Below are 25,236 nucleotides of genomic sequence, written 5' to 3'. Positions count from 1 at the left end.
GACGCAGCTTAGGGCGCGACGAAAGACCGACATGAGGCGCACAGCCGCCGTCAAAGCGTAGAACACCCGATTGTGGCGGCCGCCCAATGCGGTGTCTGTGCAATAGCGGCTATATTTTGCCCTTCCTATGGCGAGTAGAAGCCTTCCGCGACCTAGAGCATCTCGCTCAAGTCACGCCAATGCCGCTAACGATGCCCTCACCAGACATTCTCGCCGTCACCCACGCGTATCGACTTCACCACTCGGGAGTTTCGCGCACGCCTGTCGGGCTTCGCCTTCGATCTCGATCTTGCTCCGCGCTTGAAGATCGAAGCGCACCGTCACGGTGCGCATGCGTGCATGCAGCACATCGTCCAGCGTGCCGCGCATTTCATGCAGATAGGTCAGCGACGACTTCCCAAGCTTTTCTATAACGGTGCGAACGGTGATCAGAGTTCCCACCTCGGTTTCGTGCACGTAGTCGATCTCCATCCTCACATCCGCCCAGCCGAGCGTCGGCGTCAAACGGGGATCGGCGATCCTGCCAAGCAGCTGGAAACTGGCGTCGTCGAACATAGCGACGTAGTGACGGACGTTGAGATGGCCCATCGCGTCACACATCCAAGGATGGACGACGCCGACATAGGTTTCAATCGGGGGCGTCAAAACCCGACCTCGTTTCCGCCCTTGAGATCCAGCAACTGGCGGGCTTCGTCGGGGGTTGCGATTTCAAGCGACAGTTCGCCAAGGATGCGCTTGATCTTGGCGACCTGCTCGGCATTGCTCTTGGCAAGCGCGCCCTTGCCGATATAGAGACTGTCTTCCAGCCCGACACGCACATTGCCACCCATGATCGCACCCATCGTGCAGAGGTTCATCTGGTGCTTGCCGGCGGCAAGGATCGACCAGAGATAGTCGTCTCCGAACAGCCTGTCCGCCGTCCTGCGCATGTGCATCATGTCTTCGGCGTCGGCGCCGATTCCGCCCAGAAGTCCGAAGATCGTCTGGACGAAAAGCGGCGGCTTCAGCAGCTTGCGGTCGAGAAAGTGCGCCAGCGTGTAGAGGTGACTGACATCATAGCACTCGAACTCGAACTTGGTGCCATAGGCTTGGCCGACCTCGACAATGATGCGCTCGATCTGCTCGAACGTGTTGGAGACGATGCCCTTCTTGGTATCTTCCAGGTAGCCCTTCTCCCAGTCGTGCTTCCAGTCGGTGTATTTCGGCGCGATGTGGTGCAAGGCGAAATTCATCGACCCCATGTTGAGCGAGCAGAGTTCGGGCTTGGCGGCATGAGCGGCTTCGAGACGTTCGTCGAGCGTCATCTTGAGGCCGCCGCCGGTAGAAATGTTCATCACCGCGTTGGTTTGCTGCTTGATGCGCGGCAGGAAGTCCATGAAGAGCTTGGGATCGGGGGTCGGTTTGCCCGTCTCGGGGTCGCGGGCATGCAGATGGATCACCGACGCGCCGGCTTCGGCTGCGCCGACGGCGGCATCGACGATCTCTGACGGCGTTATGGGCAGATACGGGCTCATCGTCGGCGTGTGGATCGAGCCGGTGACCGCACAGGTGATGACGACTTTCGGCGATTTCTTCATGGTTGGAGTCTCCCTTGTCTGCCTTTTGTTGTTATCTATCGAGCGCGAGGCAATCCTCACGACCACAGCCCAGCCGGATCGCCGTACCCGGATCGAGCTTTGGCTGAGACGACGAAGTAGCAAGCTTGACGATGAATTTCTGGCCGCTCGCGGTCGCGGCGACGAGCCGGACATGATCGCCGACGTAGATTGATTGAACGACCGTCGCCGGAATCTCGTTGAGCGCCGTGACGCCGTCCTGCAGAACTGACAGGCGCTCGGGCCTTATCGACAGCGTCACCCTGACACCCGCAGAAAGCGCAGCACCGCAGGACATGGCGTTCAACACAACGTCGCCGTCGTCGAGACGGACGGATACGCCGCCATCCTCGCTCCCGGCCAGCACGGCGCCGAACATGCGGTTGTTCTCACCGATGAAGCTTGCGACAAAGCTCGCCGCGGGACGCTCGTACAGTTCGCGCGGCGTCGACAGTTGCTCGATGCGGCCGGCGCTGAACACCGCGATACGGTCCGACATGGTTAGCGCTTCGGTCTGGTCGTGCGTGACGTAGACGAAGGTCACGCCCAGCCGGGCGTGAATATCCTTGATCTCGAACTGCATCTGCTCGCGCAGCTGCTTGTCGAGGGCGCCAAGCGGTTCGTCCATCAAGACAAGATTTGGTTCGAAAATCAGGGCGCGGGCAACCGCCACACGTTGTTGCTGCCCGCCCGAAAGCTGCGCTGGCCGCCGATTGCCGAATTCGGGCAACTGGACCATGTCGAGAACGTTCCCGACACGTCGCCTGACCTCCTCGCGGCCAAGTTTGCGGACCTCGAGCGGGAAAGCCAGATTTTCGGCGACCGTCATGTGCGGGAAAAGTGCGTAGTTCTGGAACACCATGCCGATGCCGCGACGATTGGCGGGAACGTTGTCGATGCGCTGACCGTCAATGAGAATTTCGCCCTCGGTCGTATCTTCGAATCCTGCCAGCATCATCAACGCCGTCGTCTTGCCGGACCCGGAAGGGCCCAGCAGCGTCAGGAATTCGCCGCGCACGATTTCCAGGTCGAGCTGGCGCACCGCCTGGACCGCATGCCCGTAGCGCTTGCTGACGCCGCGAAACTCGACGTGAACCCGCCCACGCGGAGATCCGCCCATCACCGCGCCTGCGCCTTCGGATCACGGCGCACCGAAGTCGGGCGCTTTCGAGCAGGCTGCGCCTCAGCCGCCGCCGCGGCGCGAAGAATGATGTCGGCGGCCTCGCGCAGATCGGCCACCAGGGCCTTGCGCGCAGCCGCGCCATCGGCGCGACGCAGCGCCGCGAGCATTTCGTCGTGATGGTCCAGGCCCAGGCCGTAGGTCACGTCCGAGCGGACGATGTTCAAGAACGGTCCTGCCTGCAGCCACAATTTCTCGATGATCTGCTGGATGAGAGGTGACCGCGCGGCATGGTACATCGTGAAATGGAAGCGCCTGTTCAGGCCGAGATAGTTAGCCATGACGTTGCTCTCGACGCACTCGCGCATCAGGCTGTTCAGCTTCGCCAATTCATCGAGTTCTTCGGGCGTGATGGTCGTCGCAGCCCATTCGGCCGCCGTCCCTTCGACGCTGCAGCGCACACGCACGAGATCCGAAATACGCGCCACCGTGGCCTCGGGGACGATGACGCCCCGGTTTGGGTGGTCGAACATCGCCTCGTCGCTGACGAGTTGCCGCAAGGCCTCGCGCACCGGCATGGCGCTGGTCCGGTACTGTTCGGCAAGCTGTCGCACGACCAGTCTTTGGCCGGGCAGGAAGTCACCGTTCATCAGTGCTTCCTTCAAGTCCGTATGGACACGAACATGAGCTGTCTTTTGCGCGGCCGAGCCGGCGGTGGCATCCTTGCGATCGAGCATCAGTTTGTCCGGCGGGGCAGTATTTTGAGGTTGCTCGACAGGAAATCGTCGAATGCGGCGGCGAAGCCGTCGAGTTCGGCGTCGCCAAATGGCAGTGACAACGCCAGCATGCCGCGCGGCGTCACATAATACCCTCGCAACAGCATCTCGATATGCCACAGCGCAATCACCGATGGATCGGCATCGTCGAGCCGCGCCGGCGTGTCCACCGGCCCCCTGACGAAATGCAGGTTCATCAACGACCCGCGCCCTATGACGATACCCTCCACGCCATGCCGCTCAAGTGAGACGTTCATCGCTTCACGCAAGCGATCTCCGCGCGCATTGATGGCGCGGCTCGCCTCTTGCGTCAGCACCTGCGTCAGACCGGTGAAACCAGCAGCCATGCTGAGAATATTGTTGTTGAACGTCCCGCCATGCGAGAACGCACCAGGCAAGGCCGGATCGAAGCGGTCGACGAGGTCCGCGCGTCCACCGAATGCGCCAAAACTCGCACCGCCGCCGATGTACTTTCCGAGCGTCACGAAATCGGGAAAAATTCCGTGCGCGCCATGGAGCGCTCGATAGTCGAGGCGCGAGGTCATGACCTCGTCGAAGATCAGCAGCGCGCCGGTCTCCTTCGTCGCTGTGCGCAGCGCCTGCAGGAACTCGCGGGTCGCCGGGATGCAGCCGCCGCCGCCCATCATCGGTTCGACGATGACGGCGGCAAGCTCGTCGCCCTGTTCCTTGATGAGCGCCACGGCGCCTGCACTATCGTTGTAGTCGGCGAAGACAAAGGGGAAAGGCAAATTGAGCGGTGAGCCGCCATGCGCAAAAGTCAGTACGCCGCCGTGATAGCCTTCCCGGAAGGCGAGTATCTTCGAACGCTTCGTGATGGCGCGAGCGGCGGAAATCGCCATGATGTTCGCCTCGGTGCCCGAGTTGCAGAAGCGCACGCGCTCGATGGCTGGAAAACGCTCGACCACCGCCGCTGCCAGGCGCGCCTCGTAGCGGTTGGGTGCACCCAGCATGATGCCGCCCTGTATGACGTCCACAAGGGCCGCCGAAATCGCCTTGTCGGAGTGGCCGTAGAAGCCGGCGCTGTATTCCGAGACCAGATCGACATAGGTATGGCCGTCGAGATCGGTGACCCTGCAGCCCTCGCCGGAGACGAACGAAACAGGGAATGGCGGGTACCATAGAACGGCCCTCGTATTGCCGCCCGGCAACGATGCCGCGGCCTCGTTCTGACGCGCCAGGCTGTTCGGGTTGGCGTCAGCGAAACGCTGTCGCGCCTCGTCCAGAACAGCAGCGAGACTGACATTGGCGCGCACGTCTCTAGTGCCTTGCAGCATTCGATCAAATCCCCTTGTCTTTTTAACTTTTTTGCACCCTATCGCAAATTCCTGTTGCTTATCAATCCATTTTGCGTTTGAAATTTGATCAAATCCACAACATAAGAAAGGGGAACTGCGATGAGGACTTATCTGCAAGCCGTATCTGCCGCCGCGATCTGCCTCGCGACCTCGGCTTTTGCCGCGTCCGCGGCCGATCCCGTCACGGTGGTCGGCTGGGGTGGTACATGGGACAAGGCCTACAAGGATGGAGTCTGGGACAAGTATACCGAAAAGACGGGCGTCCCGATCATCATGGAAGAGTGGGGCGGCGAGGTCGCCAAGGTGCGTGCCCAGGTGCAGGCGGGCAACATTACCTACGACGTCGTCTCGGTGGAAGCGCCCGCCATGGAAGTCGGCTGCGCCGAAGGCCTGTTCGTCGCGCTGACGCCCGAGATCACCGGCGACGCGGCGAATTATCTCCCAGGCACCCTGCATGAATGCGGTGTCGCGTCCGACACATGGGCAACGGTTCTTGCCTACAACACGGATGTCTATAAGGGCGACGCCGCGCCAAAGAGTTGGGCGGACTTCTGGAACGTCGAGAAATTTCCAGGAAAGCGCGGCCTCTACCAGCAAGCGCAGTTCACACTGGAAAATGCGCTGATGGCCGACGGCGTGAAACGCGCGGACATGTACAAGGTGCTGGCCACGCCGGAAGGCGTCGACCGGGCTTTCGCCATGCTCGACAAGATCAAGCCGAACGTCGTCTGGTGGTCCACCACGACGCAGGGCATCCAGAACCTGGACAGCGGCGAAGTGACGCTCAGCGACGCGTTCAATGCACGCATCACCAACGAAGCCATCAACGAGAAGAAGCCTTACGCCATCGCATGGGACGCCGGCTTCTTCTACGGCACCGACTACTGGGCCGTGGTGAAGGGCGCACCGCACCAGCAAGGCGGGCTGGATCTCCTCAAGTGGTTCTCCATCCCTGAAAATCAGGCCGGCTTCTCCAAGCTCTATGCCTATGGCACCGGCCGCAAGGAAGCCGCTGACCTCATTCCCGCGGACTGGAAGGCCAACCTGCCGACGTCGCCGGAGCACCTCCAGTACGGCGCCGCCTATGACAACGACTTCTGGACCGAGCACAAGGAAGCGCTGGAAGAACGCTTCAAGGCCTGGCTCGCGAAGTAACTTGGGCATGTTGGTCGGGACTAAACCGGCTATGAAGCGACGCCAACGGGGCGGCATGCTCGCCCTGTTGACCGCTCCGCTTATATTATTCGTCGTCATTCTGTTTCTGTGGCCGGTGGCGCGCTTCCTGGCTCTGGCCGTCGACAACTCGGATTTCTCGAACAACCTGCCGCGCACAATTGCCGCTCTGGCCGGCTGGAAAGCAGAGAGCGGCCTGCCTGGCGAACCCGTCTTTGCAGCACTCGTCGAGGACCTGGCCGACGCGCGGCGCGCCGGGAAGGAAGGCGTCCTGGCGCAACTCGTGAACCAGCGCGTCGTCGGTAGTCGTTTCCTCGTCATCAAGACGGCAAAGGACGCGGCCGACGGCAAGCTCGGCATGCGCCCCGTGCGCGACGAGGTGGTCGCCAAACAGGCCGGCTGGAAAAACATCGATCTCTGGCAGGTCATAGCGCGTCAGCAAAGCGCGCGAACGGACTATTATCTGCTTGCGAGCCTCGACCTGAAGCGCGGCGCGGACAATTCGATCGAAGCCGTTTCGGCCGACCGCGCCATCTTCGTCGACGCGCTGCTGCGTACGATCTGGATCAGCATGGTGGTGACGGTCATCTGCGCGGTGCTCGCCGTGCCGCTGGCGCAGGCGATCGTCAGCGCGCCGCCTGCCTGGTCGAAGCTGATGTTCGCGCTGATCCTGTTTCCGCTCTGGACATCGCTGCTGGTGCGCACCGTCATCTGGATCATCGTGCTGCAGAAGAACGGCCCCGTGAATTCCACACTGCTCGGATTGGGTATCGTCAGCGAACCCCTCGACCTCATCTACACTCGCTTTTCGCTGTACCTGGCGATGGTTCAGGTTCTGCTGCCCATGATGGTCCTCTCCGTCGTCGCCATCATGCGGCGGGTTCCGACCACCTACATGCGCGCGGCGCTGTCGTTGGGTGCGCCGTGGCTCACGGCGTGGCGCCGCGTGCAGTTGCCGTTGATCCTGCCCGGGATCCTGTCCGGCGGGGCGATCGTTTTTGTCTTCGCGCTCGGCTATTACATCACCCCGACGCTTGTCGGCGGGCCGACAGACCAGATGATCTCCAGCTACATAGCCTTCTACACCAACAGCACGCTGAACTGGGGCATGGGCGCAGCGCTTTCCCTGCAACTGCTGATGATCCTCGTATTGTTTGCGTTCCTGTTCTGGACGGCATCCGTCCTCTTCCGCAGCAAGGCGCATGTCGCATGAGCGCCGACCGCTTCCGGAAATGGCTGATGTATGCCTATGCGGCGACGTTGCTGGCTTTCATCATCCTGCCCCTGCTGATCGTGGTCCCCATGTCGCTGACCTCGAGCAATTCGCTGGCATTTCCAACGCCGGGCTGGTCGTTGCGCTGGTATGCCGAACTGTGGGTCGACGAGCGCTGGCCGAACGCGCTGTGGAACTCGGTCGTCATCGGGCTATCCACCACGGTTCTGGCTTTGCTGCTCGGCATACCTGCGGCGATCGGGCTCGCCTGGGGTGATTTTGCCGGGAAACGGATCCTCTACGCGATCATCGCCGCGCCTTTGGTGACGCCGGTCGTCATCGTCGGCGTCGCGGCCTTTTCATTCTTCGCCACGTTGGGACTCGTTGGCAACAAGCTATCGATCATTCTGGTGCACACGGCGATGGCCGTGCCTGTGATGCTAACCACCGTCGTCGCCAGTCTTTCGACCTTCGACCGGACGTTGGTTCGTGCGGCGGCATCGCTGGGCGCCGGCGCCATGCGCACCTTCTTCAAGGTGGTGCTGCCGCTGATAGCGCCGGGCGTCGTTACAGGGGCCATCATCGCCTTCATCATTTCTTTCGACGAAGTCGTCGTCGCAAGCTTCCTCTCGACGGGCGCGGAGCGAACCTTGCCCCGCATGATATTCTCCGGGGTGCGCGAGTCCATCAGCCCTGCCATCGCGGCCGTCGCCGTGCTGCTGATCGCTTTCTCGGCGATCCTGCTTGGGGTCATCGCCATCCTGCAGAGCCGCTCGCAAGCTCTCCGCGCAAAGGCATCGGCATGAAACTGGTTCCGTCGGTGCAGCAACTCGAGACCGAGATGACGGCGTGGCGGCGGCATCTCCATGCCAATCCCGAGCTCGGTTTCGAAGAGTTCGAGACGGCCCGTTTCGTGGCGGACAAACTGCGCGCGTGGGGCATCGAGACGACCGAAGGCGTCGGACGCACAGGTGTCGTCGGCACGCTCAGGGGCAGGCTTGGCGCTGGTCGCAGCCTTGGCATCCGCGCCGACATGGATGCCCTGCCGATGACTGAGGCACGGCCGCTGGCGCATGCGTCCCGCACCCCCGGGCGGATGCATGGCTGCGGCCATGACGGCCATACCACTATGCTGCTCGGCGCAGCCTCGGCGCTTGTTCGCTCGCCCGACTTCGCCGGCACGGTGCATTTCATCTTCCAGCCGGCCGAGGAGGGTCGAGGTGGGGCGCTTGCCATGCTGAACGAGGGCCTTTTCGAGCGTTTCCCCTGCGATGAAGTCTACGCGCTGCACAATTGCGAACGGCCGCTCGGCGAGATCGCCGTCCACCGCGGAACGGTGGCCGCGGCGGCCGATCGCTTCGAGATCGTCGTCCACGGAAGGGGCGGCCATGCGGCGATGCCGCATCTGGCGATCAATCCACTCCCCATCGCCGCGCGCATCCTGCTGGCAATCGAAGCCCTGCCCGGCCGCGTCACCGATGTGCATTCTTCCGCAATCGTCACCGTTGGCAGCCTGCTCGCAGGCGAAGCCTTCAACACCATCCCCGATACGGCGTTTCTGACCGGCACCGTGCGCACCTTCAACCACCAGGTTCAAAAGACGCTGGAGACGGCAATCCGCCGCATCGCGAAAAACGAAGCTGAAGCTTTTGGCGCCGGCGTCGACATCCGCTACGAAACGCCCTTCGCACCGACGATAAACACTGCGGCGCAAGCCGACGCGATGATCGCGATTGTGAACGAGGTGATGGGACCGGCAAGTCTCGTCATCGATCCGCCTCCCGAGATGGGTTCTGAAGATTTCTGCTACATGCTGGAACAGCGGCCCGGCTGCTATTTCCTGCTCGGCCAGGCCGACGATGCGCACCAGGCCGCGGCTCACGACACCAACTACGATTTCAACGACGCAATCCTGCCGATTGGCGCGAGCCTTTGGGTCAGGCTCGTGGAGCGCCGCCTATCAGCCAGAGGCGCATCGTGATGCAACTGTCGGAAAAGGACATCGTCTGGCGAAGCCATTGGCTGCGGCAGGCCCTGCCCGAGGACCCAGACCTTGCGCCTCCGCTCGAAGAGGCGACCCAGGCTGACATCTGCATCGTCGGCGGCGGCTATCTGGGCTTGTGGACCGCTATACGCCTCAAGGAGCACAATCCCGCCTTCGATGTTGTCATCGTCGAGCGTGACATTTGCGGCGGTGGCCCGAGCGGCCGCAACTCCGGCATGGTGCTCTCGGCATGGACGAAATACAGCGCGCTCGCCGCGCTGCGCGACGGAAACGATGCACTTTCGATCATCAAGGCATCCGAAGCCGCAATCGGCGGCATCGAGGCTTTCTGCAAGGCCGAGGGAATAGACAGCTGGTTTGATCGCATCGGCTGGATCTGGGGTGCGACGTGCGAAGCCCAGCTTGGCGCCTGGGACGACGCGTTGAACAAGCTGGCGGCGCATGGCTACGTGCCGGCGCGACGAGTTTCGCGCGACGAGATCGCAGCGATGGCCGGCACGACGAGCCACCTCGGCGGCGCGTTCGATGCGTCCTCGGCAACCGTGCATCCCGGTTTCGTCGTGCGCGGCCTGCGCCGGGCAGCACTAACACGCGGCGTGCGCATCTATGAAAAGTCGCCGATGACGCGGTTTTCGCGCGACGGCACGCTCAAGGTGGAGGCGGGGAGAGGCACTGTGTCTTGCGGCAAGATCGTGCTTGCCATGAATGCATGGTCCGGCGCCATTCGAGAACTGGCGCCGGCAATCTTCAACATCTCCAGCGACGACGCCATGTCAAAACCCATTCCAGACCTTCTCGACAAGATTGGCTACCGCCGCGCGCCGCTGATGATCGATTCCCGCGTTTTCGTCGGCGGTTGGTCACCGACGCGCGATGGTCGGCTGTCTGTCGGCGTCAGTGGCGGCGTCATCGGCCTCGGCGGCATCGTCGACAGGCGGTTTCATGGTCTATCGCCACGGGTCGCCGACATGCGCCGCGCGTTGCGGGACGGTCACCCGGCGCTCGCCGACTTTCCGCTCGATACATCATGGAACGGCCCGATCGATCGGACCGTCAGCGGCGTGCCACTGTTCGGCGCCCTGCCCGCCAACCGCGACATCGTCTACGGCTACGGCTTCTCCGGCAACGGCACGACGATGGCCTATCTCGGCGGCAAGATCCTGACCGGCCTGTTGACCGGCGGCGAATCCGAGCTCACCCATTCGGCGCTCGTGCGCCCAGTGACGCGAGGCTTCCCATCCGAACCATTCCGGTTCGTCGGCGCGCATTTCGTTCGTGGCGCGGTGCGGCGGCGCGACGATCTCGAACATGCCGGCCGAAAACCCGACCTCTTGACCAGATGGCTCGCGGGACTGGCCCCGTCCGGCGTCACCCCTTCGAAAGCCAACCTCCGCGCAAGAAAAGGATAAACGGTGTCCAAGGCCAAGATCTTCAAGCGCAGCGAATTGACCCTGAAGCCGTCCATCACACCGACCGGCACATCCTCGATTGCCCGCGTCATCAATGCCGATATCAGTCGGACCATGGGCGGCGGCATCGAGTATCTCGAGAACGCCTCGATCGACTGGACCGTGACCTACGACGAGGTGCTGTTCATCCACGAGGGCACCCTGACGATCGAACTGGACGACGGTCGCCATGAGTGCAATCCCGGCGATATCGTCTGGCTGCCAAACGGCACCCACCTGAAATACATCGCCACCGAGCGTACCGGCTATTTCTATTGCCTTTACCCATTCGACTGGGCAGCGCGGCAGGGAACGGCAGAACCCTGAACTGACAGGCACTCCTTTTCCATGCGTTGGCCATGCGCAGCGCAGTTCCGAACCCGGGGCGTCCACCGCGCATGTCTGGCGGCAGATTGCAGCGACACAGCTCAGCCGCAGCACCTAAGCAGGAACCGGTAGTTCGACGAGTGGGGGGAAAGGCGGTAGCGCTCTCCCGCTACCAGCCCACCTTAAGCTATTGAAATAATAGCAAAGACGCGGACCTATGGTAGGCGCCCTGTCCGAAAAAGTCTTCAATGATTTTAGGACCTAGCCTGCTGCCATTGTGACGCCAACGAACGTGTTGCGACGCTTCGCAGACAACAAACTGCGCCTCGAAAGTCTCCACCTGCGGACCCCATTCGGTCTCGATTCCGAGGCGCAATCGACGCGGATTTTCGAATGGCGCGCCCGTGTCGCCCGCCAAGCCCCTGACGCTCGGCGGCTTCTGCCCGAGTTATCCTGCTAAATTAAGCAGTCTCATCGGGCGGGCGCTCTGGATTCGCCGACGCCAATCCGCGTGAGCGTACGCGGATCGTCTGACAGATACGATCAGCGAGAGAAGCGAGCGCGCCCTGCACAGTGCGTGCCCCGAGAACGGATTGGAGGGTAACGGCCTGTGTTGCAAACCTATGTTTGAAGGCCTCTCCGCCACAGAGGAAATCGACCAATCCCAAGCCGTGATCAAACGACCACTGTATATACTCCGTAATCAGGACCGCACCCGGCGACGCTCGGCTAAAATCAGGGTCGTAGGTGGTAACGAATGCCATCATGACGTTGTGCTGGACGATGTTGATGGAAACCGCGACCATCGCACCATTGCATTCAAGTACGAAAATGCGCAGCACACCGGCGCGTGACAGCGCGTCCACCAGGGCGGCAAGAACCGGCTCGCCCTCTTCGAAAAGGTCGGATTCACGCGTGTGCTTTTCCAGCCATCTGCGCTTCAGCGCCGACAGTCGCTCCAGCAATGGCTGCAGCGGCTCGTCGGCCGACAGGAGGCGGAATTTCGCTTCGCCTGTTTCCTCCAGTATCTTGATGCCGCGCCGATAGTTCTGGCGCATCTTTTTCGGCTGGTCCGCCAGCCACGCTGCTCCGCTGGCCCACTGTCCAGCGACGCGATAACTGACTTCCTCCCGGTGATTGGCGCGAAGCTTGACGCCGCTGGAAGAGCCCGGTGTAAAAATCCTGCGGGCTCCCGCATCCGGCGACAGACGATTGATAAAAGCAAGATCGAAGCCACCCGCCGAACAGATCCGGTTCCAGAGGTTCTGGAGGGCCGATAGGGAGCATTCCGGCGCGACAAGAATATCACCATAGTCCGTATAGCTATTGGCGGCCCATTCGAGGAGCCGAAGTCCTTTTCGTCTGCCGATCGCCAGGGGAATGACAGCGACCAGCCTGTCATCGCTCCATACCAGGCCGATCCGCAGCGAGCGCCGGTCGCGGTCACGCACGGTGCTCCACCATGCCGAAACCCAGGCATGGCTCTGAAAGATCAGTGCATGGGTACGATGCCATAGGTCTACCCATTCGGCTTCGATGGCGGCCAGGCGATCCGTCGAACTGACGATTTCCAGTCGCTCCGCACCAACAGCGTCAATCGAAGCCATTTTGTTCATGGTTGGAGACGGTCCTGCGGCTGCGCGACATCGATGCGCTTTTGAAAAAGTCGCATGATATGGTTTGCCATTTTCTTGAGCGGCAGCACGTAAAGTCCGAAAAGCGACTGATAGTCGCGTACGTCGCGATCTGTCAGTCCAAACTTGAGGTCTTCGTCCGGATCCGGGATGAACTGCGTTCCGAATATGCGATCCCAGAATGAAAAAAGCAGCCCGAAATTCTTGTCGTAGTGGCGAGGGTCGACACTGTGATGCACCTGGTGCCAGTGCGGACACAAGATGACGCCGTTCAACCGGCCGAAGGAAATCTTCAGATGCGTGTGGCGAACAAAGTCCATCATGAGAATGTTGCGAATGACATAGACGTTGATGCCAAATATGGCGATCTCGACCGGATCAAGCGCAATCAGGCTCCACAAGCCGAAACTGATCCCCGGTATGACGCCGTCCCAGATCCGGTTCATCAGATCGTCCAGGGGGTGAACCCGGTCCTTGGTGATCCCAACCATCACTTCGGCCGAATGATGCACCTTGTGCAATTCCCACAGGAACGGGAAACGGTGCTGGGCAACGTGATATAGGTAGTAGGAGATATCGTAAGCAACGAGCATGGTTGCGGTGAAGAGGATGATCGTCACTGGGCCGGCGGGGCCGGGTATCAGCGGTTGCGAGATGCTGAAGAGCCAGCCGACTGCCTGGTTTGTTGCATATCCCGTGGCGGCAACGAAGGTGACACCGGCGGGAATGAGCAGGAAGGGCATCACCAGCCTTTTCGTGATCCAGAACAATGCGTCCGCTCGCGCCGATGGGTGCATGATGACTTCCGCGGGAAAGGCGAAGTCGAAAAAGTCCCGGAAGGATTTCTGTTCGACCGTTCGCCAGTAGGCGACCACCGCGCTCCCCAGCGCCGTGAGCAACAGGAGACCGAGTGTCAGCAGATCGATGTGTGAGAGTTTTTCCACGATCACTCTGGCGAATTCCGAAAACATCGATGCAGTGGCTCCTAGGTGGTGAAATGGTGATCCGGCTCGTCGCGAAGCACATATTGCCAGGCCCATCATATGCTGCCCGCAACTGTGTATCGGGATGCGACTGGCAGAACAATCATGGCCAAATTAGCAGATCAACGGTGTCAAAACCGCTAAATATCTGAACGTAATTAATGTCGAACGCTGCGCCTGCAACCTGCCCGTTATCGGGTCTGCGGCGGACTTGGCGCGAGCCGGATGACTACTCCCTTTTCGCCTACTTGGCCACGCCATGCGAGGCGTTCGGCTGGCTGCCTTGCACCAAAACGCGGCGAAACCCAGCCGCCCTGGCCCGGTGTGTCGCCGCCGGAACGGATGTGGATCGCTGCGTCTGGAAAGTGGATAGTCATCAAAGGTTCAGCGCCGCGCAATATCGTGACAATGTTTCCATCCCTGTTGGCGTGGAGGTCGGCGGCGAGTTGGAAGACGATCTCAGCGACGCGGCTGCCGCCGAGCAGTTGGTCGGTCACGAGGATGCCGTCGCCATCGCGTGTCACGGCGCGTTGATGCACAACGCCGAAGCGGCCTTTGTACCCGTCATGTCGGGCACACAGCCTCCAGTGCGGCCCCGGCTCGCTCTCCACCAATGTCGCAACCGCCTTGTGCGACCAGTTGAACGCCCCGGAGATGATGCTTTGGCTTTTACCCTCTAGGTTCAGCGTGTTGTGCGCCGGCGTCGAGCGGAACCAGTCGCGCCAGCCTCCCCCCGAACCATAGAGCCATGTGCCGGGGTCGACCAGCACCGGATCGCCGTCAATGCACAGGGTGAGCGACAGCGCGTCGGCATGACCGTGCGCCGCTATCGAAAGGTAGCCCAGCGGGCCGTGGTCGTATGTCAGATGGACGTTGCGACCATTCATCTCGCCGCGCCAGACGGAGAGCCCGCCTTGCGTGAATGTATGCAATCCATTCGGCACCGGCGCCGGCCGCGGTGGCGCGCCGAAGAAAAGCGCACGAAAATCGCCAGGCTCCGGTGCGCTGCCCGGCATCCGTAGAAAACCACGGATGGCGGCCGCGACCGATCCGACATAATCGGTTTCGCCCCCCAGCGTGATCACGCGGCCTTCATCATTGTCGCCGAAGCCGCTGGTTTTCGGCGGGAGCCAGCCTGCGAAATTGGCGAAAGCGGCCAAACGCGCTTCGACGGGCTGGGGAAAAGGCAGTCCGGCCTGGCGCGCCGCCGCAGCGCACAGCAGGAAAAGTTCGGCACTGAAGGCGGCGTAGGTCGGGGTCTGCTCGGCCCCGGCGCCATCGGCCAGGATCTGTTTGAGCACCTCAGCCAGGAGCGACTCGCGAGCCACCTCGGCCCCGAAAGCCAGACCGATCAAATATTCGCCAGCCAATTCCGCGACGAGATGGTTGTTGGCGGACGAAAAACGGGAGGGAAACCGCGGCAGCCAATAGGCGCTTGCCGCCAGTATTTCACCGACTTTTTCTCGCGTCGCCGCGCCAAGCCGGTCGCCGACGAGGTCGAGCGTGACAATCAGGCTGATGGCTCGTAGCGCGACCTCGATGCCCGAGGCCCAGCCAACGCCCCGAAATGGTGGGTTGGCGAAATGCCAGCTCTCGATCGCCGCCTCGATGGCCGCACGGGATTGATCATCGCCGGTGAGAAGCAGATGGGCAGCCAGTGGCGGCAGTTGCTGCAGCCGGTTGATTTCCCAGACATATTTTACATCGCCACGGCCGGTGGCATGGCGAAAATCGATATCGAAAGTATGGGTCTTGGGGCCTGGCCAAAGCCGGCCGGTCACCGGATCAAGGCGCCAGAGCTCGGGTGGAAAGAGAGTATAGGGGTCTCGCTGTGGCCAGGTCTGCCCAAGTGCTGAAAACTGGCCCCGAAGAGTGTTTTGCGCAGCCGCCTCGATAGCTTGCCGCTGGGCTGGTGTCGCAGCGGCCGGCACAGCATTCCGCAATCCGTGCAGCACCGGGTGCAACTGCGGCGACGCATAGCGCTGCCAGCCGTTGTCGCGGCGGCGCGAAACGGTCCTCCGGCGCTGCTCGTCCAACCGATGCAATATCTCGGCCAACTCCATGCTGCGCAATCGGTTGAAATACCACCCGACCCTCATCCGCGCTCCGCCAAGATTTTGATCCTCATACACCATCCCGTCGAAAAAGCGTGTGGCGGCATCCTCTTTTCCGTTCCCGCGGTTAATATCTTCGGCCATGACGCGGAGTTTTGCGATGAGAAAAGTTGTCTACGTCATAGCGTGCGCGCTTGGCATGGCTTTGTCAGCCGAGGCGGCGCCGATCCCGCTTGAGCGCGGCGTTGGCGTCCATGAATGGCTCAACTGGTCGCCGGTGGAGAAAGATGGTTCCTACAAATGGCCGCCCTATCGCAGCGAGAAGGAATGGCTTGCGGGCGGCAGGCCGCTCACCGATTGGCCGGACGGCGACCAGTTTGGTCGCATTCGATCCATGGGCTTCGACTTTGTCCGGCTGAGTGTCGACCCTGGCCCTCTGCTTGCCAGCGAGGGCGCCAAACGACAACAGGCGCTGGACATGCTTGCCGCTGCGGTGCAGCGGGTGGTTTCAAGCGGGCTCAAGGTGGTTTTCGATCTGCATGGCGTCAGCCAGGTTCCGGCCTACAGCATGGAAATGATCCATGGCGGGGCCGACAGCGAGGGTGTTGCCCGCTATCGCAAAATGGTAGTGGCGGTGGCTGCCATGCTGATCAAAATTGGCGCCGACAAGGTCGCCCTCGAGCCCTATAACGAGCCCGCCTACTACCCTTGCGATTCAAGCGGCAGCGATGACTGGCAGCGGATCATGGCAGGCACGGTTCGCGATATTCGCGCCGTCAGCAGCGAACTCACCATCGTCGCGACCGGCGCCTGCGGCGGGAGCATCGCGGGACTGGTCAACCTGGACCCCAACTTCGACGACCCCAACGTCTATTACAGCTTCCACATGTATGATCCGCACAGCTTCACGCACCAGCGGGCCGATGACAAGAACGCTTTCTCCTCCGGCCTTCCCTGGCCTGCCGACGCCAGCACGCCCGAAGTGGTCGCCGAAACCCTCAAGGCGCAGATGGACGCCGCCGGCTTGAGCCAGATCGAAGAGGTGATGAACATGGCCTCGGCGCGTGAAACGATCGCCCGATACTTTGAGCAGAATTGGGGGCAGAGCCAGCTCGAAGCGGGTTTCCGTCAGGCGGTCGACTGGGCTGAAGCCCATGGCATAGCGAGCAGACGCCTGTTCGTGGGCGAATTCGGCGTTATCCTGATGTCTGCGGATGGCCGCATGGGAGCTTTCGATGCTGATCGCCTGCGCTATCTCATGGCAGTGCGCAGAGAGGCGGAACGCTTCGCGATGCCGTGGTCGGCCTGGGAATTCTCCAATCCTTACGGAATGAGTGTTATCCAACCCAAGGGGCCTGCGATCCCGGACCGGGAGATGTTGCGGGCACTGGGCCTGCCATAACTCGTCATCGGGTCAGGATCGGTTCGAGCGGTCTGCCTGGTTGCTGGCGATCAATCGCGTGAAACCCAAGGACTGTCGTCTCCAGTTGCAGCCGAGAGGGCCTGATCGAACCAAATCAGGCTCAGTTTTAAAATCACTCCACCGAGCAGCTATTAATATATTCGCTGTAGATTGGTGTCCTCGATCATACGCAAACAAGGGAAAGAGGGCCAAGGGAAAGAATGTGCGGAATTGCCGGCTGGATTGGGCGCAGGGTCGAGAAGCCACAAGATCGGGCCGCCGGGATGTCGAATGCCTTGCAGCATCGTGGTCCCGATGCCGAAGGCATCGAACTCCTGGACCTGAACACAGGCGAGGACCAGTTGGCATTGGTGCATCGCCGCCTGGCGATTATTGACTTAAACGCCGATTCAAATCAGCCGATGCAGACCGAGGACGGACGGCTCCGGATTATTTTCAACGGCGAAATATACAACTACATCGAGTTGCGTGAGGAGTTGATCGGTCTCGGCCACCGTTTTCGCACACGCTCCGACACGGAAGTGCTGCTCAGGGCTTATGACCAGTGGCGCCTGGCCATGTTCGACCGATTGAGCGGGATGTTCGCTTTTGCGCTGTGGGACGCTCAACGGCGCGAATTGATCCTCGCTCGCGACCCCTTTGGAAAAAAACCCCTTTACCTCATGCAAGGCAGAAATTTGCTGTCGTTTGCCTCGGAGATCAGCGCGTTGTTGTCTGCGCAGCCAGATGGCCAGCAGCTCGATCTGGATGGAGTGCGCGAGTATCTGACCTGGCGTTACGTGCCTGGACCGCGGACGCTTTTCAAACAGATCCGCAAGCTCAACCCGGGAAGCTACGCTGTGTGGTCGCAAGGGGAAGTAACGGAAACGCGCTACTATGCGCCCCCGGATCAGACCGATCTGACAGCGGATATCGATCCAGGAACCGCCAAGCGGCGATTTCTGGAATTGCTCGACCGTTCTGTCGAGATCAGGATGCGCAGTGATGCGCCGTTTGGCGCCTTTCTGTCCGGGGGCCTCGACTCGTCGGCAATCGTTGCCCTGATGACCAGGCACAGCGACAACCCCATTCGTACGTTTTCGGTCGGTTTCAGCGAACAGGCTTACAGCGAGCTTCCATTCGCCCGGCGCGTCGCCGATCATTTCAAGACCGATCATTGCGAAATCGTCATCCAGGCGGATGACCTGATGAATCATCTGCCCAAGATGGTCCGCCATCGGGGGGCACCTGTTTCACAAAGTACGGACATTCCAATTTACCTGATGTCGGTTCGAGCCTCGCAGGACGTCAAGATGGTGCTTACGGGCGAAGGTGCGGACGAGATTCTCGGCGGCTACCCCAAACATCGCGCAGAGTCTCTGGCGGGTGTCTACCGGTCACTTGTTCCAGCGTCGCTTCACAACAATCTCCTCGCCCCTTTGATGCGCGCATTGCCCGGCGCATCGGCCAAGTTCGATACATTTGCCCGAAGCGCGGGTGAACGGGACTTTGCCACCCGGATGATCTCCTGGTTTGGAGCCATGACGGCGCGGGAACGCGATTCGCTCCTCGGTGGGTTGGCCACTTGCGGCCATGACTGCAACGATTTCCCGTTCTCTTCGAGTGTGACGGAATCTCATCTGCGCCGTGTGTTGTTTTTTGATCAGACATCGTGGTTGCCCGACAACCTCTTGGAACGGGGCGACCGGGTGATGATGGCCGGTTCAATCGAGGGGCGAATGCCATTCCTTGATCGCGATCTGGTTTCCTTCGTTAGCCAACTGCCCGATCATTACAGGCTCGGCCTCCTGCACAGCAAACAGATCCTGCGCGACTGCATGGCCGGCATGGTTCCCGACGAGGTCCTCAACCGCCCAAAGATCGGCTTCAAGGTGCCCGTCGCCGAATGGTTTCGCGGGCCGATGAGCGATTATGTACGGGACCATCTGTGTTCGTCCCATTCGGTCATCCGTAGCTATTTGAGCGCCAAGAAGCTGGACCAGATTGTCAGGGAGCACGCCGAGCGCGCCGCGGACCACGAAAAACTGATATGGGCGCTTTTGAACCTGGAGATATTCCACCGCGAATTCGCGCTTGGCCCGCCGCAGTGACGACAATGAAGGACAGCGTCAGCGCTTGACCGATCGCGCCTCGGACGCGACCGATCTCCAGACATCGCAGATCGCGTCGACAAACGGTGCAAGCTCAAGCCTTTCCCGGTGCACCGCCATGGCGGCGGCGCCAAGCCGCGCGCGCAGCGCCGTATCCTCGACCAGCCGAGTTAACGCCTCGGTCAACGCCGCCACATCGCCGGGCGGCACCAACAGACCGGATTGTTCGTGGGTGATGATGTCCTCGACCGCGCCAACCGGGGTGGCCACGACAGCCAGGCCGGCCGCCATGCCTTCGATCACCGACATTGGCAGATTTTCGGCGAACGAGGGGAGCACCAGAATATCGGCCGAAGCGATCAGTGATGCGACCTCGTCAGGTCCCACCCAGCCCGGAAAAGCAATACGGTCGGCAATCCCTAGAGCGACCGACCTCGCTCGTGCCGGCTCGACCTCACCATCGCCGGCGATCGTGGCACGCCAACCCCTGAGATGTTTCATCCGCTCCAGCGCCTCGCCCAACTGCGGCACGCCCTTTCGCTCGCCGATGCGGCCGAGGAACAGGATGTGCACGTGATCGCCTCCGCCGACATGCGCCAGGGAAGGAACTGCCGTGGCGTTGGGAACGATGACAATATTGCCGCCGCTCGCCGGTGCCCGGCTGGCGACGAAATCGCGCCAAAGCCCCCCCAGGACAATCACCCGGCCGGCATGCTCGAACAGAGCCCTGATACGGCGGCTCATGAAACTATGATCGTCTTTCCAGAATGTCTGATACTGGGCCCCATGCAGATGAAGGACGTACGGTATCGACAACAGCCTGGCGCAAGCGGCGATCATCATCTTGCGATAGGTGCTGCCGGAGACCGATATATTGATGTGAATGACGTCGGCGCGTCTATCGAGGCGGGCCGCAAGCATCCGCGCGCAAAAACCAAGCATGTAGAAGATCGAAAGCCCGACATGTCCCGGGCCACGGCTGGAAAGAAAGCGCAGATCGATGTCGGCGATCTCTTGCCGTTCGAACTCCTGCTTCAGCGCCCCCATGATCCGGTCGATGCCGCCTTGTCCCGAAACGCCCGAGGGCGTTGCGACCAAGACATGTATTTTTCTATTGTGGGCGAGACGCTGCAACATGACACCATTTGGGTTGCGAATGCCGGGTGACCGTAAAGCAAAGGTTCCAAAAAAGGTTTACGACGAATCTTTTGGTTCAAACTGTATCCGTTCACCCTTTGCCGTCATCATGCTGGAATTCCCGTCGGTCAACGGTTAATCGACGGCAAATTTTCCGGGGACAACCCTTTGCTGCTCCGTTCCACACTCATCTATGGCCCTGCTATTCTGCTGACGCGGGTTTCCGCTCTGCTCCTGCTGGTCGTCATGACGCGGTTGATCGACCAGACCGAGTATGGCCTGCTGACCCTGGTGGTCACCGTGGGCGAAATGACGGATGTTGCCGTTACCAACTGGCTGCGCATTGCCTTGCTGCGGCTTGGTGGAAAAGGCGACGTCAGCCGTGGCAGCCTGATGCTTGCCGGACAGGTATTGCTTGCCACCACGGTGCTGGCCCTGATCATATCCGTGATCGCCTCCGCGGTGATCGTGCCGGAGCGCTGGATCGAATTTGCAATCGCCGTCTGCAGCTATCTGATTGCCGGCTCCATCAGCCGGTTCGCGTTGACGGTGCTGCAAATGCAGCAGCGTCATTCCCTCTATTCGATGCTTGAATATCTGCGCGGCCTGCTGCAACTCGCCTTGCCGATCGCCGCCATCCTTATCTTCCAACGCTCGTTTCTGACGGTATCGCTCGGCTCGAGCCTCGCCGTGCTGATTGCCGGCATCGTGGCGTGCGTTGTGGCATCCGGGCGCGTTATTGGCGGCCCGCCGCGCTTCACCCACAAGGAGTTTTTTGCCCTCGGCGTGCCCCTCGTCATCATGGCGCTGGTCGGTTTCGGTCTCAACAGCGCTGAACGCGTCTTCCTCAAGCTCTACTACGATGCCGGCGCGGTGGCTGTCTTCGCAGCCGCCTACGCATTGGCTCGGCAGCCGATCGATATGGTCGCCAACGCAATCAACATGGGCGCATTTCCAGAAGTGGTCAGCCGCTTCGACGACGAGGGATCCGAGGCGTCCGGGCGGTTGTTGTCGCAACTCATGGCCTTGATGATACGCCTTTGCCTGCCGGTCGCAGCAATGCTTATCGCGCTCAGCGGCGACATCACGCGACTCCTGCTGCCCGCGGAATATCATGGTCGCTTCGGCCTGCTGTTCCCGATCATCGCCTTCAGCGTTCTTTGTGCCAATCTCACAAGCTTCGTTTATGGCGTCGTGGTGCACGCACATAAGCGGCCGTGGTTGCTGATCATCGCCAATTCCTTCGGCTCGGTGGCAACGATTTCACTGTCTTTTCTGTTGATTCCCACCATGGCGGAGATTGGCGCGGCTTTGGCGTTGGCAGGGGGATCGCTGGCAGGTCTTGCAGCCTGCATCGTCATCGCCGAGAGGCTCACGCCGGTGCCGGTGCCCTGGCGCGACATCGCTGTCTCAGTCATCATTTCTATCTGCACCGGATTGGCCGCCAGCCTTGCCGGCACTGCGCTGGGCTATATGCCGGCGATCTTTCCGCTCGCGGCGGGCGGCGTCGCCGGCGCTGCGGCTTTCCTGGGACTGACCTGGTTGTTTCACCCCGCGGCCGTGACGCAGTTCATCGGCAAGCTAAGGGCACGGCTCCGGATCGCATAAATCCCGCGCTATGAGGCATGCTTGTCTGAAAGTCGCGAGCCTACGGATTGACGTTTCGGCGTCCCCGGCGAGACCAGAACTCACGCCACAGCAGCAGTGCATAGGCGGTGTTGGTATCGTAGTAGCGGCGCCACAAGCGTCGCGGCTCCTGGGCCACGCGGAACAGCCACTCCAGGCCGGCCGCCTGAACCAGTTTCGGTGCCCGGGCGACCTTTCCACCATAGACGTCGAAGCTGCCGCCCACGCCCATGACGAAACTCGGAGCGAGTACGTCGCGATAGCGCTTGAGAAAGCGCTCCTTGCTCGGCGTCGGCATCGCCACAAACAGGCAGTCGGCACCTGAAGCGTTGATGGCCTCGACGATCGCGGCCTCTTCGTCCGCCTTGAAATACCCATTGCGCCTGCCGGCAATGGCCAGGCTCGGATGATCTCTGGCAAGTCGGCTTTCAACTGCGTCGAGAATGTGCTGTTCAGCGCCCAGAAGGTAGGGGCGATAGCCACGCCTGGCGCACAGCGCAAGCAGGTTGATCATGACATCGACGCCGGTCACACGCTCCGGCAACTCGACGCCGCAGAGCCGCGCGCCCCAAAGCACGCCTTTGCCGTCGACATTGACCATATCCGCCCCGACGACATCCTCGCGCAGTTCGGCATTCTTGCGCATGTTCACAAGCTTGGCGACGTTCACGACAACATGATGAAGCGGCCGCCGCGTCGCCATCGCCTCGTCTGCGATGGCCAACGTCTCGGCGATGGTCAGCGCATGGATGGTCGCACCGAGAAACTCGCGGCGGCGTGATGCCAATAGGGAGTGTTGCGCCCATGCCGGGTCATGCGAGTTCATGCCGCTTCTCCGGTGCGAGCGAGAGACTGCGAGCGTTCCATTTCGGATTTCTTGCCTTCGATGCGGGCGTCGGGCTTGCGCGCCTTGCGCCAGGTCCACAGGCCCCGTGTGTCGACGAGCTTCTTGTCCTTGAGCGCTTCGGGATCGATCAGATTGAATTGTCGATGGTCGACCAGCAGGACGACGATATCGGATTGGTCAATAGCGGAAAGTGCATCGGTGAACATGACGCCGCTGCCCTCGAGTTCGTGTGGCAACTGACGCGCATTGGGCTCGGCAGCGACGATCTTGATATTGGGAATCTTGGACAGAAGCTTAACAACCTCGACAGCCGGGCTCTCGCGCATATCGTCGATATTGGGTTTGAAGCTGAGGCCAAGACAGGCGATCGTCTGCTTGCGGGTCGGGTCGAGCAATGCCTCGATGTCCCTGACCACCGACAAGGGTCGCTCGGAATTGATGCGCCGCGCCGAACTGATCAGCCGCGTATTGTTCGGTGCGGCGTCGATGATAAAATACGGATCGATCGCGATGCAGTGGCCGCCCACGCCCGGGCTCGGCTGCAGGATGTTCACGCGAGGATGCCGGTTGGCGAGATCGATTACCTCCCAGACATTGAGGGACAGATCCTGGCACACCGCCGCAAGCTCATTGGCGAAGGCGATATTGACATCGCGGAACGCATTTTCGGTCAGCTTAACCAGTTCCGCGCTTTCGGCCTGGGTTATGAACAGGTCGCCGGCGACGAAGCTTGAATAGAGTGCCGCTGTCCGCTCCGAAGACTTTCGGGACAGTCCGCCGATCGAGCGATCGTTGTTGATCAGCTCGGTCAGCACCTTTCCCGGCAGCACGCGCTCGGGAGAGTAGGCGACCAGGACGTCAGCTTCCTCGCCATGCGCGACGGGAAATTTGAGATCGGGTCGCAGTTCCGCGAGCAGCGCTGTCATGACGCGCGTCGTACCGACCGGCGATGTTGATTCCAGCACCACCAGGTCGTCCCGTTTTAGTACCGGAGCGATGCTTCGCGCTGCCGCAAGCACGTAGCTGACATCCGGCTTGCGGTCCGGGGTGATCGGAGTTGGAACGGCGATAATATAGGCATCGGCCGGCTGAGGCGTGCTGAATGCCTTGAGCTTGCCATTGGCGACAACTTTCTGGATCAAACCATCCAGGTCCGGTTCGATGATGTGGATTTCGCCGCGGTTGACCTTCGCGACCACCGCCTCGTTGATATCGACACCGATGACATCGAGTCCGCGGCTGGCAAAAATGGCGCAGGTCGGCAGGCCGATATAGCCCATGCCGATAACGGAAACGGTTTTGATTTCAGCCATGATTCAGCAATTCCTCAACGATCCGGGTCGCAGCTTGGCCATCGCCGTATGGGTTGTGCCTCTCCGCCATGCCGCGATAGACGCTCTCATCATCGAGCAGGCTATTGGCATTGGCCAGAATTTTTTCGATATCGGTACCGACCAGCCGGGCAGTACCAGCGGCGATCCCTTCGGGTCGCTCCGTGTTTTCCCGCATCACCAGCACCGGCTTGCCGAGTGAAGGCGCCTCTTCCTGCACGCCGCCGCTGTCGGTCAACACCAGGTAGCTCTGTTTCTGCAGGTACAGGAACGGCAAATAGTCCTGCGGGTCGATCAGGTGGATGTTCGGCACCGTCCCGATTTCGGCGTCGACCACGGAGCGCACATTCGGGTTGGGATGGACCGGGTAGATGATCTGCACATCCCTGCGCGCCGACAATGCCTTCAGCGCGGTGCAGATTCTCTGGATGCCGCCATCGAAATTCTCACGGCGATGACCGGTGACGAGGATCATTTTCTTGGTCGGATCGATGAAGGGGAAACGAGCGGCGAGCTTGGCGTTCATCAGCTCGTCGGCATCGATCTCACTGGAGAAATGCAGCAGCGTGTCGATCACGGTATTGCCGGTTACGAAGATGGTGTTCGCAGCCTTTCCTTCGGCGATGAGATTGTCGCGCGCCTCGGTGGTCGGCGCAAAATGCCAGGTGGCGATGTTGCCGGCAATCTTGCGGTTCAGTTCCTCCGGAAAGGGAGAGTTGATGTTGTGGCTGCGCAATCCCGCCTCGATATGGGCAACCGGAATGCGCTTATAGAAGGCAGCTAGAGCCGCGGTCATCGCGGTGGTTGTGTCGCCCTGGACGATGACGATGTCCGGCTTCGCCTTCTCCAGCACCCCCGCCATTCCGAGGAGCACGCGCGAGGTCACGTCGAACAACGTCTGACCTGGCTGCATGATGCTAAGATCGTAGTGCACCGGCAGGCCCGTCAGTTCAATGACCTGATCGACCATCTCGCGATGCTGGCCCGTCACACATATTTCCGTGGTAAAGCCCGGATGGGCAAGCGCGGCGCGCGCCACCGGAAAACATTTGAGCGCCTCCGGCCTCGTGCCGAACACGATCAGCAGTTTTCGCCTTGCGGGCAATTTCGGATGTGAAACGGCGTTCATGGTTGACCC

Annotated in this window: 21 protein-coding genes; 9 read left to right on the top strand and 12 right to left on the bottom strand. The window is 61.1% G+C overall.

What is annotated here, in order from left to right:
* Window positions 1-216: 216 nt before the first annotated feature.
* Genes NKJ77_RS03305 through NKJ77_RS03285 form a run of 5 tightly spaced genes read right to left on the bottom strand, consistent with a single transcriptional unit; the run spans window position 217 to window position 4,786 of the window.
* Window positions 217-645, bottom strand: coding sequence for an acyl-CoA thioesterase (locus NKJ77_RS03305; protein WP_352534232.1), 429 nt, complete (start codon window positions 643-645; stop codon window positions 217-219).
* The gene (gene kce / locus NKJ77_RS03300) at window positions 642-1,577 is read right to left on the bottom strand and encodes a 3,5-dioxohexanoate:acetyl-CoA acetone transferase (protein WP_352499108.1); all 936 of its coding nucleotides are present in this window, start codon (window positions 1,575-1,577) and stop codon (window positions 642-644) included. The genes NKJ77_RS03305 and kce overlap by 4 nt, the downstream gene beginning before the upstream one ends.
* 31 nt (window positions 1,578-1,608) lie before the next feature.
* The gene (locus NKJ77_RS03295; RefSeq protein ID WP_352534230.1) at window positions 1,609-2,715 is read right to left on the bottom strand and encodes an ABC transporter ATP-binding protein; all 1,107 of its coding nucleotides are present in this window, start codon (window positions 2,713-2,715) and stop codon (window positions 1,609-1,611) included.
* Window positions 2,715-3,452: a GntR family transcriptional regulator gene (locus tag NKJ77_RS03290; RefSeq protein ID WP_352499106.1), complete on the bottom strand. Its 738-nt coding sequence runs from the start codon at window positions 3,450-3,452 to the stop codon at window positions 2,715-2,717. The genes NKJ77_RS03295 and NKJ77_RS03290 overlap by 1 nt, the downstream gene beginning before the upstream one ends.
* A complete protein-coding gene (locus NKJ77_RS03285) occupies window positions 3,452-4,786 on the bottom strand; it encodes an aspartate aminotransferase family protein (RefSeq protein WP_352499105.1) in 1,335 nt (444 codons plus the stop codon). Before NKJ77_RS03285 ends, NKJ77_RS03290 begins: the two co-directional genes overlap by 1 nt.
* Window positions 4,787-4,906: 120 nt before the next feature.
* On the opposite strand from NKJ77_RS03285, the gene NKJ77_RS03280 reads away from it, so the two are divergent.
* The 6 genes from NKJ77_RS03280 to NKJ77_RS03255 are packed head-to-tail and all read left to right on the top strand — an operon-like array spanning window position 4,907 to window position 10,973.
* Window positions 4,907-5,962 carry an ABC transporter substrate-binding protein gene (locus tag NKJ77_RS03280; protein WP_352534228.1) on the top strand — a complete coding sequence of 352 codons (1,056 nt, stop codon included), beginning with the start codon at window positions 4,907-4,909 and terminating at the stop codon, window positions 5,960-5,962.
* 31 nt (window positions 5,963-5,993) lie between these two features.
* A complete protein-coding gene (locus tag NKJ77_RS03275; protein WP_352534226.1) occupies window positions 5,994-7,193 on the top strand; it encodes an ABC transporter permease in 1,200 nt (399 codons plus the stop codon).
* Window positions 7,190-7,999 carry an ABC transporter permease gene (locus NKJ77_RS03270; RefSeq protein ID WP_352499102.1) on the top strand — a complete coding sequence of 270 codons (810 nt, stop codon included), beginning with the start codon at window positions 7,190-7,192 and terminating at the stop codon, window positions 7,997-7,999. The genes NKJ77_RS03275 and NKJ77_RS03270 overlap by 4 nt, the downstream gene beginning before the upstream one ends.
* Entirely contained in the window at window positions 7,996-9,174 is a 1,179-nt protein-coding gene (locus tag NKJ77_RS03265; RefSeq protein ID WP_352499101.1) for a M20 aminoacylase family protein, read from the top strand. The genes NKJ77_RS03270 and NKJ77_RS03265 overlap by 4 nt, the downstream gene beginning before the upstream one ends.
* Complete coding sequence (locus tag NKJ77_RS03260) at window positions 9,174-10,607, top strand: NAD(P)/FAD-dependent oxidoreductase (protein WP_352499100.1); 1,434 nt, start codon at window positions 9,174-9,176, stop codon at window positions 10,605-10,607. Before NKJ77_RS03265 ends, NKJ77_RS03260 begins: the two co-directional genes overlap by 1 nt.
* Window positions 10,608-10,610: 3 nt before the next feature.
* Window positions 10,611-10,973 (top strand): EutQ-related cupin domain-containing protein, encoded by a 363-nt coding sequence (locus NKJ77_RS03255; RefSeq protein ID WP_023711040.1) that lies wholly within the window; start codon window positions 10,611-10,613, stop codon window positions 10,971-10,973.
* Window positions 10,974-11,434: 461 nt separating this feature from the next.
* Here the strand turns inward: NKJ77_RS03255 and NKJ77_RS03250 are convergent, their stop codons facing one another.
* From NKJ77_RS03250 to NKJ77_RS03240, 3 genes are all read right to left on the bottom strand, one after another.
* The gene (locus NKJ77_RS03250) at window positions 11,435-12,589 is read right to left on the bottom strand and encodes a GNAT family N-acetyltransferase (protein WP_023831499.1); all 1,155 of its coding nucleotides are present in this window, start codon (window positions 12,587-12,589) and stop codon (window positions 11,435-11,437) included.
* Window positions 12,586-13,578 (bottom strand): sterol desaturase family protein, encoded by a 993-nt coding sequence (locus NKJ77_RS03245; RefSeq protein ID WP_352534224.1) that lies wholly within the window; start codon window positions 13,576-13,578, stop codon window positions 12,586-12,588. Before NKJ77_RS03245 ends, NKJ77_RS03250 begins: the two co-directional genes overlap by 4 nt.
* A 203-nt stretch (window positions 13,579-13,781) precedes the next feature.
* On the bottom strand, window positions 13,782-15,788 hold the full coding sequence (locus NKJ77_RS03240; RefSeq protein ID WP_023671805.1) for a heparinase II/III family protein: 2,007 nt from the start codon (window positions 15,786-15,788) through the stop codon (window positions 13,782-13,784).
* 16 nt (window positions 15,789-15,804) lie between these two features.
* Between NKJ77_RS03240 and NKJ77_RS03235 the strand changes: the two genes are divergently transcribed.
* The gene (locus NKJ77_RS03235) at window positions 15,805-17,046 is read left to right on the top strand and encodes a glycoside hydrolase family 5 protein (RefSeq protein WP_031192949.1); all 1,242 of its coding nucleotides are present in this window, start codon (window positions 15,805-15,807) and stop codon (window positions 17,044-17,046) included.
* A gap of 221 nt (window positions 17,047-17,267) precedes the next feature.
* On the top strand, window positions 17,268-19,157 hold the full coding sequence (asnB, locus tag NKJ77_RS03230; protein ID WP_023831500.1) for an asparagine synthase (glutamine-hydrolyzing): 1,890 nt from the start codon (window positions 17,268-17,270) through the stop codon (window positions 19,155-19,157).
* An 18-nt stretch (window positions 19,158-19,175) separates the two neighbouring features.
* Here asnB and NKJ77_RS03225 read toward each other — a convergent pair whose 3' ends face one another.
* Window positions 19,176-20,294 (bottom strand): glycosyltransferase, encoded by a 1,119-nt coding sequence (locus NKJ77_RS03225; protein WP_031195420.1) that lies wholly within the window; start codon window positions 20,292-20,294, stop codon window positions 19,176-19,178.
* Between the two features lie 168 nt (window positions 20,295-20,462).
* Between NKJ77_RS03225 and NKJ77_RS03220 the strand changes: the two genes are divergently transcribed.
* On the top strand, window positions 20,463-21,902 hold the full coding sequence (locus NKJ77_RS03220) for a lipopolysaccharide biosynthesis protein (protein ID WP_023831502.1): 1,440 nt from the start codon (window positions 20,463-20,465) through the stop codon (window positions 21,900-21,902).
* 40 nt (window positions 21,903-21,942) lie between these two features.
* Here NKJ77_RS03220 and NKJ77_RS03215 read toward each other — a convergent pair whose 3' ends face one another.
* From NKJ77_RS03215 to wecB, 3 genes are read right to left on the bottom strand one after another with little or no spacing between them, the layout of a single operon-like run.
* Complete coding sequence (locus NKJ77_RS03215; protein WP_352534221.1) at window positions 21,943-22,746, bottom strand: WecB/TagA/CpsF family glycosyltransferase; 804 nt, start codon at window positions 22,744-22,746, stop codon at window positions 21,943-21,945.
* A complete protein-coding gene (gene wecC / locus NKJ77_RS03210; RefSeq protein ID WP_023686301.1) occupies window positions 22,743-24,080 on the bottom strand; it encodes a UDP-N-acetyl-D-mannosamine dehydrogenase in 1,338 nt (445 codons plus the stop codon). The genes NKJ77_RS03215 and wecC overlap by 4 nt, the downstream gene beginning before the upstream one ends.
* Complete coding sequence (gene wecB, locus NKJ77_RS03205) at window positions 24,073-25,227, bottom strand: non-hydrolyzing UDP-N-acetylglucosamine 2-epimerase (protein WP_023831503.1); 1,155 nt, start codon at window positions 25,225-25,227, stop codon at window positions 24,073-24,075. Before wecB ends, wecC begins: the two co-directional genes overlap by 8 nt.
* Window positions 25,228-25,236: the final 9 nt, after the last annotated feature.

This window comes from Mesorhizobium sp. M0052 (assembly GCF_040323255.1).
Classification (GTDB): domain Bacteria; phylum Pseudomonadota; class Alphaproteobacteria; order Rhizobiales; family Rhizobiaceae; genus Mesorhizobium.
Note: the sequence above shows the minus strand (reverse complement) of the source record. Positions and strands in the feature narration are given on the sequence as shown.

Bases quoted from the DNA above. Each gene is read 5' to 3' on its own strand.
- kce (WP_352499108.1), bottom strand. From the start codon at position 1,577: ATGAAGAAATCGCCGAAAGTCGTCATCACCTGTGCGGTCACCGGCTCG.
- NKJ77_RS03295 (WP_352534230.1), bottom strand. From the start codon at position 2,715: ATGGGCGGATCTCCGCGTGGGCGGGTTCACGTCGAGTTTCGCGGCGTC.
- NKJ77_RS03290 (WP_352499106.1), bottom strand. From the start codon at position 3,452: ATGCTCGATCGCAAGGATGCCACCGCCGGCTCGGCCGCGCAAAAGACA.
- NKJ77_RS03285 (WP_352499105.1), bottom strand. From the start codon at position 4,786: ATGCTGCAAGGCACTAGAGACGTGCGCGCCAATGTCAGTCTCGCTGCT.
- NKJ77_RS03280 (WP_352534228.1), top strand. From the start codon at position 4,907: ATGAGGACTTATCTGCAAGCCGTATCTGCCGCCGCGATCTGCCTCGCG.
- NKJ77_RS03275 (WP_352534226.1), top strand. From the start codon at position 5,994: ATGAAGCGACGCCAACGGGGCGGCATGCTCGCCCTGTTGACCGCTCCG.
- NKJ77_RS03270 (WP_352499102.1), top strand. From the start codon at position 7,190: ATGAGCGCCGACCGCTTCCGGAAATGGCTGATGTATGCCTATGCGGCG.
- NKJ77_RS03265 (WP_352499101.1), top strand. From the start codon at position 7,996: ATGAAACTGGTTCCGTCGGTGCAGCAACTCGAGACCGAGATGACGGCG.
- NKJ77_RS03260 (WP_352499100.1), top strand. From the start codon at position 9,174: ATGCAACTGTCGGAAAAGGACATCGTCTGGCGAAGCCATTGGCTGCGG.
- NKJ77_RS03250 (WP_023831499.1), bottom strand. From the start codon at position 12,589: ATGAACAAAATGGCTTCGATTGACGCTGTTGGTGCGGAGCGACTGGAA.
- NKJ77_RS03245 (WP_352534224.1), bottom strand. From the start codon at position 13,578: ATGTTTTCGGAATTCGCCAGAGTGATCGTGGAAAAACTCTCACACATC.
- NKJ77_RS03240 (WP_023671805.1), bottom strand. From the start codon at position 15,788: ATGGCCGAAGATATTAACCGCGGGAACGGAAAAGAGGATGCCGCCACA.
- NKJ77_RS03235 (WP_031192949.1), top strand. From the start codon at position 15,805: ATGAGAAAAGTTGTCTACGTCATAGCGTGCGCGCTTGGCATGGCTTTG.
- asnB (WP_023831500.1), top strand. From the start codon at position 17,268: ATGTGCGGAATTGCCGGCTGGATTGGGCGCAGGGTCGAGAAGCCACAA.
- NKJ77_RS03225 (WP_031195420.1), bottom strand. From the start codon at position 20,294: ATGTTGCAGCGTCTCGCCCACAATAGAAAAATACATGTCTTGGTCGCA.
- NKJ77_RS03215 (WP_352534221.1), bottom strand. From the start codon at position 22,746: ATGAACTCGCATGACCCGGCATGGGCGCAACACTCCCTATTGGCATCA.
- wecC (WP_023686301.1), bottom strand. From the start codon at position 24,080: ATGGCTGAAATCAAAACCGTTTCCGTTATCGGCATGGGCTATATCGGC.
- wecB (WP_023831503.1), bottom strand. From the start codon at position 25,227: ATGAACGCCGTTTCACATCCGAAATTGCCCGCAAGGCGAAAACTGCTG.